Below are 9,638 nucleotides of genomic sequence, written 5' to 3'. Positions count from 1 at the left end.
CGCGCCGACGCCAGGCCGGGGAGCCCCCCGCCCCGCGCCGGCGGGGGGGGGGCGGGGGGGGGCGGGCCCCCCCCCCCCCCCCCCCCCCGCGGCCGTGTCGTCGTGGTCGCGGGGGGTGGGTCGTGACGGTTGGCCGGACCGGGGGCGAACGCTCGCCGGGTGTGGGGGGCAAGATGGGCGCCATGGCGAAGATAAGCAAAGGTGGGAACACTCCGGTACCGACCGCCGAACTCCGTGCGGTCCTGACCTGGCGCGCGGCGGGAGCGCCCGACGTGGACGCGTCGGCGCTGTTGCTGAACGCCGCCGGCAAGGTGCGCGCGGAGACGGATTTCGTCTTCTACAACCAGCCCTCCGACGCGGCCGGCGCGGTTCGACACGAGGGCAAGCGGCCCGCCGCCGACGGGGTCGTCACCGACACGATCCAGGTGAACCTGGCCGCGATGCCGCCGGACGTCGAGCGGGTGGTGATCGGCGCGTCGGCCGATGGCGGTACGTTCGGGCAGGTGCCGGGTCTGGCGCTGCACGTGGTGTCCGCGCAGGGCGGTCCGATCGCCGAGTTCGACATCGACGAGGCGTCCACCGAGACGGCGTTCCTGTTCGGCGAGTTCTACCTGCGGGGCGGCGTCTGGAAGTTCCGCGCGGTCGGCCAGGGGTACGCGTCCGGACTGACCGGGCTGGCCACCGACTTCGGCATCGAGGTCGCCGCCGACGACGCCCCGCCCGCGGCCTCCGCGGCTCCCGCGGCTCCCGCGGCTCCCGCGGTTCCCGCCCGGCCGAGTGCGCCCCCGCCCGCAGCGCCCGCGGCGCCCCCGGCCCCTCCGGTCAGCCTGAAGAAGCAGAACCTGGTCAATATGGAGAAGCGGCTCGCCGACGAGGGCCACCCGCAGCTCCTCAACCTGACCAAGCAGGCCGCCGTGAGCCTGGAGAAGCGCGGCCTCGGCGAGCACACCGCGCGGGTCGCGCTGTGCCTGGACATCTCCTACTCGATGCTGAATCTGTTCAAGCAGGGCAAGGTGCAGGCGCTCGCCGAACGGGTGCTCTCGCTCGGCCTGCGCTTCGACGACAACGCGGCCGTGGACGTGTTCCTGTTCGGCTCCCGGGGCCACGCGATCGGCCAGCTCGGGCTGGGCGAGTACCAGGGCTGGGCCGAGCGGATCCGCCGGAGCCCGGGTCTGGAGGGCTCGACCGACTACGCCGGCGCGATGCGGCTGGTCCGCAAGCACTACTTCGGCTCCAGCAAGGCGCGTCACCGGCCGTTGGCCGCCGACCTGCCCGTCTACGTCATGTTCGTCACCGACGGCCAGACCACCTCACGCGAGGCGACCCGCGAGCAGATGACCCACTCCAGCTTCGAGCCGATCTTCTGGCAGTTCATGGGCCTGGGTCGGCCGGGCGGCTTCTCGTTCCTGGAGGAGCTGGACGACCTGACCGGGCGCTACGTCGACAACGCCGACTTCTTCTCGGTGCAGGATCCGGCGAAGGTCCCGGACGATCAGCTCTACGAGATGATGACCAACGAGTACCCGGGCTGGCTCACCCGCGCCAAGGCCCAGGGCCTACTGACCTGACCGCTCCACGCGATCGACGTCGTCCCGCTCCGCTTCCGACCGGACCGGCCGGTCCGAGGCGCCTCCTCGACCCGCCGGGTCCGGCCGTACCGGCCGACCCGCTCCTCGCACCCACCGTGCGGGGAGCGCGGAGAGCACGTGCAGGGCCGCCTCCATCGGGCCCTTGCGCAGCGTGTGCCGCCAGGTCCAGCACAGCAGCAGCGTGCAGACGAAGAAGCCGATCAGCCGCTGCCAGTCCTGTCCTCCGGTGAGCGGGAACCAGCGGTCGATCACGATCAGGTGGGCGGTGTACACGGTGAGCCCCATCGCGCCGACGGCGATCAGCGGGTCGAGGACGATCCGGCCGATCCAGGCGCGGCAGACCGACAGCGTGAGGCCGAGCACGGCGAGGGCGACGCCGATCGCGCCGACGATCTCGAACGGCGTGCCGGTGTGGCCCTCGGCGACGGTCAGCCACGCCGGGTCGTTCGCCGGGACCGAGCCGACCCGGCTGTGGAGCACCTCGTACACGCCGTACGGCTCCGCTACCCGCGCGAGCCGATCGCCGGTGAACAGCTCGACCACGAGCCAGGATCCGCCGTACCCGAGCAGGGCGAGCCCGGTGCCGATCCCGACGAACGCGCGCTGCACGCCCCGGTCGGCCAGGCGCAGCCGGCCGACCGCCATCCCGGCGAACACGAACGGCAGCCACGTGAGCGCCGGGTAGCTGCCGGTCAGGAACAGCGTCTCGAACAGGTCGCCGGGACCGTGCCAGTCGTCGAATCCGGGGGCCCCGTACGCGATGCCGTCGGTGCCGCCGATCGAACGCAGCGCGTACGAGAGCATCGGCCCGAACACCGCCCAGCTGGCGGCGAGGAACACGAGCGCGCGGGTGCTCAACCACAGCGCGGGCCACGCGAACAGGAAGTAGAGGCCGTAGAAGGCCAGGATGACCAGCACGCCGGTGTCCAGGTCGGCCAGCCACATGCCGAGCGGGATCAGCAGCACGGCCCGGATCAGCACCCGGGTGACCGCGGCCGAGGAGTCGCGGTTCAGCCCGCGCAGCGGCGCTCGGCCGGACATCAGCACCAGCGAGACGCCGGCCAGGAACGCGAACAGCGCGGAGGCCCGGCCGGTGGCGCCCTGGACGAGCGTGTCCACACCGCCGTCGTACGGGTCGGGTCCGACGTGCGACGCGAACATGCCCAGGACGGCGAGCGCGCGGGCGGCGTCCACGCCGACGATCCGCGCCCGTTCGCCTCCCGACCGCGCCCCCGATCGCCCTCCCGGCTTCCCTTGCTCTCCCTGTTTCTCGCGCTCCCGGCGCTCCCCGCGCTCACCGCGCTTCTCGTGATCCCCCGCCTCGACCCGCATGCGTCCAGCGTAGGCGGGCCATCGAACTCTCGTCGGAACGGCGACGCGGCACCCGACCGGGCACCGGACCGCCACCCGACCCGGCGCCGGCCCCGCTGCCCCTGGCGGCATCCGACGAGGTGTCCGACCAGGCTTCCGGCCGAGTCGCCGACTTGAGGCCGGCGAGCCCCGCCCCGCTATTCGGCGCCGTCCGACGCCTGCGGGGCCACCCGCGCGGACTCCCCGCCGCGGCGCCGCACGGCCACCATGGCCAACGCGAGCGAAACGCAGCCGACGAACACGCTGACCACGACGGGCGTGGACAGGCCGTGCCGGACCGACGCGCCCGCCGCGCACTGGACCAGCGTCATCGGCAGCATGCCGAGCGCCGTCCCGATCACGAAGTGGCCGGTGCGTATCCCGGTCGCCGCCGCGCCGTAGCTGACCACCGAGGACGGGATCACCGGGATCATCCGCAGGACGGTGATCGGCACCAAGCCGTTGCGGGAGAGCCTGCGATCGAGTTCGGCCAGCGCCTCGCGCTTGTGCAGCCAGCCGCTGATCCGCTCCCGGCCGAGCCGGCGTCCCAGGTACAGGCTGATCACCGCGCCCAGGGTGGCGCCGACCAGGGTGACCACCGTGCCGCCGATCGCGCCGAACAGGGCTCCCGCGACCGGCGCGAACAGCGACTTGGGCACGAGCGCGGCCACGCCCAGCGCGCACACGACGGTGAAGATCGCCACCGAGGCCGGCAGCGGCCAGTTCGTCCACGCGCCGTGGTCGAGGAAATCCCGCAGCGAGTCGAGCAAGCCCCGCACGGTGTCCAACCTGCGTCCGCCCCTCGTACCCGTGTGGTGTGAATGCGCCGGATCCCGGTATGCCGACCGATCCGCTCCGAACCGTCGAAGGCGCCGTCACATCCTGGCACCCGGTCACGCCCGGGCCCCTGGCGCACATTCGGCCCATTGTACGGAGCGTTCGCGCTCCCCGTGCCGGGCCCGCCGCCGATGCGAACGATCATCGAGCGCCCCCGAAACGATCATCGTGTGACGAAGCGGATCCGGATCCTCCGGGCGAATCACTGGAGTCGGCGGGGCGTGCCGTGTTAGAAAACCTACTGACCACTAGGTTTTTGACGGAGGATCCATGACCGAGACCACCGCGACCGAGAACACCCCGGCCGAGATCACCGCGCGCACCCGCTTCCGCGCCGCGACCTGCCCCTATGAGGACGCGTCTTTGCCGATCGAGGAGCGGGTCGCGGACCTGCTCGGCCGGATGACGGTCGAGGAGAAGGCCGGTCTGATGTTCCAGACCATCGCGGTGATGGGCCCGCAGGGCAGGCTGCTGGACGACAAGGGCTTCCTGCCGTTCGACCACACGGTGCGGGAGATGATCCTCGAGAAGGGGATGAACCACTTCAACCTGCTCGGCGGCGGCCCGCCCGAGCACATCGCGCAGTGGCACAACCGGATCCAGGAGCTGGCGCTGCAGACCCGGCTGGGCATCCCGGTCACGCTGTCCACCGACCCTCGGCACCACTTCACCGACAACCCGGGCACCGCCGCGTACGCCGAGGGCTTCTCGCAGTACCCCGAGACGCTCGGCCTGGCCGCGATCGGCGACGAGGAGCTGGTGCGCGAGTTCGCCGATCTGATGCGCCGCGAGTACCTCGCGGTCGGCATCCGGCTCGCCCTGCACCCGCAGATCGACCTCGCCACCGAACCGCGCTGGTCGCGGATCAACGGCACGTTCGGCGAGGACGCCGAACTGACCGGCAAGCTGGTCGCCGCCTACATCCGGGGCGCGCAGGGCGAGACGTTGAACACCGAGTCCGTGGCCTGCATGACCAAGCACTTCCCCGGCGGCGGCCCCCAGCTCGACGGCGAGGACCCGCACTTCCCGTACGGGCGCGAGCAGGTCTACCCGGGCGACAACTTCGACTACCACCTGGAGCCGTTCGAGAAGGCGCTCGCCGCCGGGACGTCGCAGATGATGCCGTACTACGGCATGCCGATCGAGACCGAGCACGAAGCCGTCGCGTTCGGCTTCAACAAGGGCATCATCACCGGCCTGTTGCGCGAACGGCTGGGCTTCGACGGCATCGTGTGCACCGACTGGGGCCTGATCTCCGACGGGAACATCATGGGCCAGACCATGCCCGCACGGGCCTGGGGTGTCGAGCAGTTGTCGATTCCGGACCGGGTGTTGCGGGTGATCGAGGCCGGCTGCGACCAGTTCGGCGGCGAGGACATCCCCGAGCAGGTGGTCGCGCTGGTCCGGGCGGGCCGGCTCGACCAGGAGCGGCTGGACGTGTCGGTTCGGCGCCTGCTGCGCGAGAAGTTCGTCCTCGGCCTGTTCGACCACCCGTTCGTGGACCCCGCCGCCACCGCCGCGCTGGTGGGCACCGAAGCCGGTATCGCGGCCGGGCTGCACGCGCAGAGCAGGTCGATCACGGTGCTGGGGAACAAGCCGGTACCGGGGAACGGTCCGGTGCTGCCGCTGACCGAGGGCACGCGCGTGTACGTCGACGGCCTGGACCCCGAGGTGGCGGCCGGCTACGCCACCGTGGTGGCCACGCCCGAGGAGGCGGACGTGGCGATCATGCGGATCAAGACCCCGTTCGAACCGCGCGAGGGCGGCTTCGAGCAGTTCTTCCACGCGGGCTCGCTGGAGTTCACCGAGGCCGAGCTGACCCCGATCCTGGACCTGTGCGCGACGGTGCCCACCGTGGTGGACATCTACCTGGAGCGCCCGGCGGTGATTCCGGAGATCGCCGCGAAGTCCGCCGCCCTGGTGGCGAACTACGGTTGCGCCGACGCGCCGCTTCTGGACGCGCTGTTCGGTCGGGTACGCCCCGAGGGCAGGCTGCCGTTCGAGCTGCCGCGCTCGATGGCCGACGTACGCGCCCAGCGCTCGGACGTGCCCCGGGACGGCAAGGACCCGGTGTTCCCGTTCGGACACGGCCTGACGTACTGAAGTCCGCCCGACGGACCGAAAGTCCGCCCGGCGCGGCGCTGCCGCCACCCACTCCGGGTAGCGGCGGCGCCGCGCCGGGACCCGGTCCACGCACGTGTTCACACACTTGGTGGACGCGCCCGACACGCACCGGTTCACCATTGCCGCCCGCGCCTGCTTAGGGTGCTGCCATGGGTAGCGAGCGGTGGGAGGACGTAGCCCTCTCCTTGCACGCGACGGCCCGGGCACTGCGGGTCTATCGGCTCCGCGCCGTCGCGACGACGGTGATCGGTCTGGCGAGCACCGGAGCGTGGTTCGCGATCCTGTCCACGGCCGGCGACGGCGGTGACGGGGCGTGGGGCGGCTGGGGCATGGTCCCGCTCGTGGTGGGCCTGGCCGCCCTGGTGAGCGGGACCGGCGCGCTGGTGCTGGCCCGTCGGATGCGCCGTACCCTCTCGCGCCACCCGTGGGTGAACTGCTCGTGCCGCTTTCGCGACCCGGCCGACGGCGACGGCGCGTGGGGACCGCCGCTGGTGATCGGCGATCGGGCCGGCGAGGGCACGCAGTACGCGCTGACCGTGGTGTCCATGTCGCACCGCTGGTGGCACCTGCACAAGTGCGACGGCGGCGACGTGTGGTTCGCCGGCGACCCCGCGCGCGGCGGCGTGGTCTCCCCGCCCGGCGGCGAACTCCTGCTCTGGACCCGGCCGAGCCGACTCGGCCGCAGCAGCCGCCCCACCCGCCGGGCCAACCCCGCCGGCGCCTAGGACATTTCCCAGGAAACCGCCTCGACCCGCCCGAATCTGCTCATTTCACCACCCGCAGGCTGATCGGGTACCGCATCACGTCGCCACCCGCGGCCCGCGCGCCGGCGATGATGGCGCAGACCGCGATGGCCGAGTACATGGCGCCGATCAGCAGGCCGCCGAAATCGCCGAGCAGCGCCAGGAGCGGGGCCAGCACGAACGACAGCAGGCAGGTCAACTGGAAGTTCAGCGCCGCCCGGGCGTTGTCCCGGACGAACTCCGAACGGGCACCCACCGTCCTGCGGATCAGGTACGGGCCGACCACGGGCGCGCAGAAGCCGCTCCAGTGCGCGGCCGCGCCCCAGCCCCGCTCCGAACCCGGCCGCTCGGGCGGCCCCGGTGGTCGGTTCAGCCACCACTGCGGTGGTGGTCCGATCTTCGTCCGAGGCATCGGCGGCATCGGCATCTGCATCGGCATCAACAGGTCGTCGAGCAGCGCCTCGAGGTCCGCCCTGGTGCGCCCGGCCAGCGCCGAGGCCACCCGTTCCTCGAACTCGTCGGCGTTCAGCCTGCCTTCGCCGTACGCGTACTTCAGGTGTTCGATCGTTCGTTCGCGATCGGCGTCGCCGACCCGCATGTGCGCGGGCATGCCGTACCAATGGGGTGGATGAGGACCGGAGTTCGGGTGCATGCGCGGCTCCTCTCGCTCTGCACACGGCTCCATACAGCATGCGCTGTCGATGAAGCGTGGTCCATCAGGGATAACCCTTGGCCCGACCCCGAGACAACAGCCGCAGGGATGAGCCCGTCGTGTCCCGTGCCCTGTCGCGTCCGGTCAGAACAGCCGGCGCAGCAGCCGCAGCGAGCGTGCCTCCAGGTGTACGGAGCTGCCCGCCTTGGCCGCGGGCCGGTCCCGGTCGAGCACCACCGTCGCGCTGTCCAGGACCGTCCCCCACGCCGCACCGAACTCGGCCGGCGGCAGGGTGAAGTGCAGGTCTCCCTCGTGCGCGTTGATCAACAGGAAGAACGAGTCGTCCCGGATGGGTTCGCCGCGCGGGCCGGGCTCGGCGATCGCGTCGCCGTTGAGGAAGACCGAGATCGCCTTGTTGAACCCGGCCTGCCAGTCCGCCTCGGTCATCGGCCGGCCGCTCGGCGCGAACCACACGATGTCGGCCAGTGTCGCGCCGTCCACCGGCACCCCGCGCAGGAAGCGCCGGCGGCGGAACACCGGATGCTCGCGGCGCAGCCGGATCAGCATCTGCACCCATTCCAGGAACACCCAGTGCTCCCGGCCGCGTTCCCAGTCGACCCAGGAGACCTCGTTGTCCTGGCAGTAGGCGTTGTTGTTGCCGCCCTGGGTGCGGGCGATCTCGTCGCCGTGCAGCAGCATCGGCACGCCCTGGGACAGCAGCAGCGTCGCGGCCATGTTGCGCTTGGTCTTCTCCCGCAGCGCGAGGATCTCGATGTCGGTGCTCTCGCCCTCGACGCCGCAGTTCCAGGAACGGTTGTGGTTCTCCCCGTCCCGGCCGTCCTCGCCGTTGGCCTCGTTGTGCTTGTGCTCGTAGGAGACCAGGTCGTGCAGCGTGAAGCCGTCGTGCGCGGTGACGAAGTTGACCGACGCGGTCGGTCGCCGGCCGTCGTGGCGGTACATGTCGCCGGAGCCGGTGAGCCGGGCGGCGAAGTCCGGCAGCACGCCGGGTTCGCCCCGCCACAGGTCGCGCACGGTGTCGCGGTAGCGGCCGTTCCATTCGGTCCACAGCGGCGGGAAGTTGCCCACCTGGTAGCCCTCGTCGCCGACGTCCCAGGGCTCGGCGATCAGCTTGACCCGGCTGACCACCGGGTCCTGCTGGACCAGGTCGAAGAACGCGGAGAGCTTGTCCACCTCGTAGAACTGCCGGGCCAACGCCGCCGCGAGATCGAAGCGGAAGCCGTCCACGTGCATGTCGGTGACCCAGTAGCGCAGCGAGTCCATGATCATCTGGAGTACGTGCGGGTGCGACATGCGCAGCGAGTTGCCGGTGCCGGTGGTGTCCCAGTAGTAGCGCGGATCCTGTTCGGACAGCCGGTAGTAGGCGCTGTTGTCGATGCCGCGGAAGCTCAGCGTCGGGCCCAGGTGGTTGCCCTCCGCGGTGTGGTTGTAGACCACGTCGAGGATCACCTCGATGCCGGCCTGGTGCAGGCATTTCACCAGATAGCGGAACTCCTGCACCTGTTGGCCCAGCGAGCCGGTCGAGGAGTAGGCGGCGTGCGGCGCGAAGAAGCCGATCGTGTTGTAGCCCCAGTGGTTGCCCAGTCCCCGGGAGACCAGGTGCCCGTCGTTGACGAACTGGTGCACCGGCATCAGCTCGACCGCGGTGACCCCCAGCGACCGGAAGTAGTCGATCATCCTCGGGTGCGCCATGCCCGCGTAGGTGCCGCGGATCTCCTCCGGGATGTCGGGATGACGCATCGTCAGCCCTCGGACGTGCGCCTCGTAGATCACCGTGTCGTGGTACTCGTGCCCGGGTCGGTGGTCGTCGCCCCAGTCGAAGTACGGGTTGACCACGACCGAGGTCATCATGTGCGGCGCCGAGTCGGTCTCGTCGATCCGCTCCGGCTCGCCGAACCGGTACCCGAACACCGGTTGGCCCCAGTGGATGTCGCCGTCGAACGCCTTTCCGTACGGGTCCAGGAGCAGCTTGGCCGGGTTGCAGCGGATCCCCCGGCGCGGCTCCCACGGTCCGTGGACGCGGTAGCCGTAGCGCTGACCGGGTTGCAGACCGGGCAGGTATCCGTGCCAGATGCCACCGTCCACCTCGCGCAGCGCCACGCGCTCCTCGTGTCCGGTGCCGTCGATCAAGGACAGGTCGACGCCGGTGGCGACATCGCTGTACAGGGCGAAGTTGACGCCCGTTCCGTCGTAGGAGGCACCCAGGGGAAACGGGTGTCCGGGCCACAGCGTCATCGAGGCACTCCCTTCGCAGCCGGGACCGGCTTGTCGGCAAACCTGCCCGGGGCGGGGCGTGGGAACCGTTCCGATGCCCGCTCCGTCACA

General features: G+C 71.2%; 7 protein-coding genes. 3 read left to right on the top strand and 4 right to left on the bottom strand.

Annotated features, from left to right (window positions below):
• The first annotated feature begins 182 nt into the window (after positions 1-182).
• Positions 183-1,568 (top strand): VWA domain-containing protein, encoded by a 1,386-nt coding sequence (locus ACWCPW_RS42895; protein ID WP_449767053.1) that lies wholly within the window; start codon positions 183-185, stop codon positions 1,566-1,568.
• On the opposite strand, the gene ACWCPW_RS42890 is transcribed toward ACWCPW_RS42895, so the two are convergent.
• Together ACWCPW_RS42890 and ACWCPW_RS42885 are read right to left on the bottom strand one after the other, a co-directional pair.
• The gene (locus tag ACWCPW_RS42890) at positions 1,557-2,783 is read right to left on the bottom strand and encodes a DUF418 domain-containing protein (protein ID WP_449767052.1); all 1,227 of its coding nucleotides are present in this window, start codon (positions 2,781-2,783) and stop codon (positions 1,557-1,559) included. The genes ACWCPW_RS42895 and ACWCPW_RS42890 overlap by 12 nt on opposite strands.
• Before the next feature lie 314 nt (positions 2,784-3,097).
• Complete coding sequence (locus ACWCPW_RS42885; protein WP_449767051.1) at positions 3,098-3,718, bottom strand: TVP38/TMEM64 family protein; 621 nt, start codon at positions 3,716-3,718, stop codon at positions 3,098-3,100.
• A 328-nt stretch (positions 3,719-4,046) separates the two neighbouring features.
• On the opposite strand from ACWCPW_RS42885, the gene ACWCPW_RS42880 reads away from it, so the two are divergent.
• Both ACWCPW_RS42880 and ACWCPW_RS42875 read left to right on the top strand, forming a co-directional pair.
• Positions 4,047-5,879 carry a glycoside hydrolase family 3 protein gene (locus ACWCPW_RS42880; RefSeq protein WP_449767050.1) on the top strand — a complete coding sequence of 611 codons (1,833 nt, stop codon included), beginning with the start codon at positions 4,047-4,049 and terminating at the stop codon, positions 5,877-5,879.
• 170 nt (positions 5,880-6,049) lie between these two features.
• Entirely contained in the window at positions 6,050-6,625 is a 576-nt protein-coding gene (locus ACWCPW_RS42875; RefSeq protein ID WP_449767049.1) for a hypothetical protein, read from the top strand.
• Between the two features lie 40 nt (positions 6,626-6,665).
• Here ACWCPW_RS42875 and ACWCPW_RS42870 read toward each other — a convergent pair whose 3' ends face one another.
• Positions 6,666-7,295: a DUF1707 domain-containing protein gene (locus tag ACWCPW_RS42870; protein ID WP_449767048.1), complete on the bottom strand. Its 630-nt coding sequence runs from the start codon at positions 7,293-7,295 to the stop codon at positions 6,666-6,668.
• A 144-nt stretch (positions 7,296-7,439) separates the two neighbouring features.
• Positions 7,440-9,548, bottom strand: coding sequence for a glycogen debranching protein GlgX (gene glgX, locus ACWCPW_RS42865; protein ID WP_449767047.1), 2,109 nt, complete (start codon positions 9,546-9,548; stop codon positions 7,440-7,442).
• Between the last annotated feature and the right edge of the window lie 90 nt (positions 9,549-9,638).

It is taken from the genome of Embleya sp. NPDC001921 (genome assembly GCF_053594475.1).
The sequence above is the reverse complement of the archived record's forward strand: the minus strand, read 5'-3'. Positions and strand labels throughout refer to the sequence as shown.

Excerpts from the sequence above, each read along its gene's own strand:
- ACWCPW_RS42880 (WP_449767050.1), top strand. The coding sequence starts at position 4,047 with ATGACCGAGACCACCGCGACCGAGAACACCCCGGCCGAGATCACCGCG.
- glgX (WP_449767047.1), bottom strand. The coding sequence starts at position 9,548 with ATGACGCTGTGGCCCGGACACCCGTTTCCCCTGGGTGCCTCCTACGAC.
- ACWCPW_RS42875 (WP_449767049.1), top strand. The coding sequence starts at position 6,050 with ATGGGTAGCGAGCGGTGGGAGGACGTAGCCCTCTCCTTGCACGCGACG.
- ACWCPW_RS42895 (WP_449767053.1), top strand. The coding sequence starts at position 183 with ATGGCGAAGATAAGCAAAGGTGGGAACACTCCGGTACCGACCGCCGAA.
- ACWCPW_RS42870 (WP_449767048.1), bottom strand. The coding sequence starts at position 7,295 with ATGCACCCGAACTCCGGTCCTCATCCACCCCATTGGTACGGCATGCCC.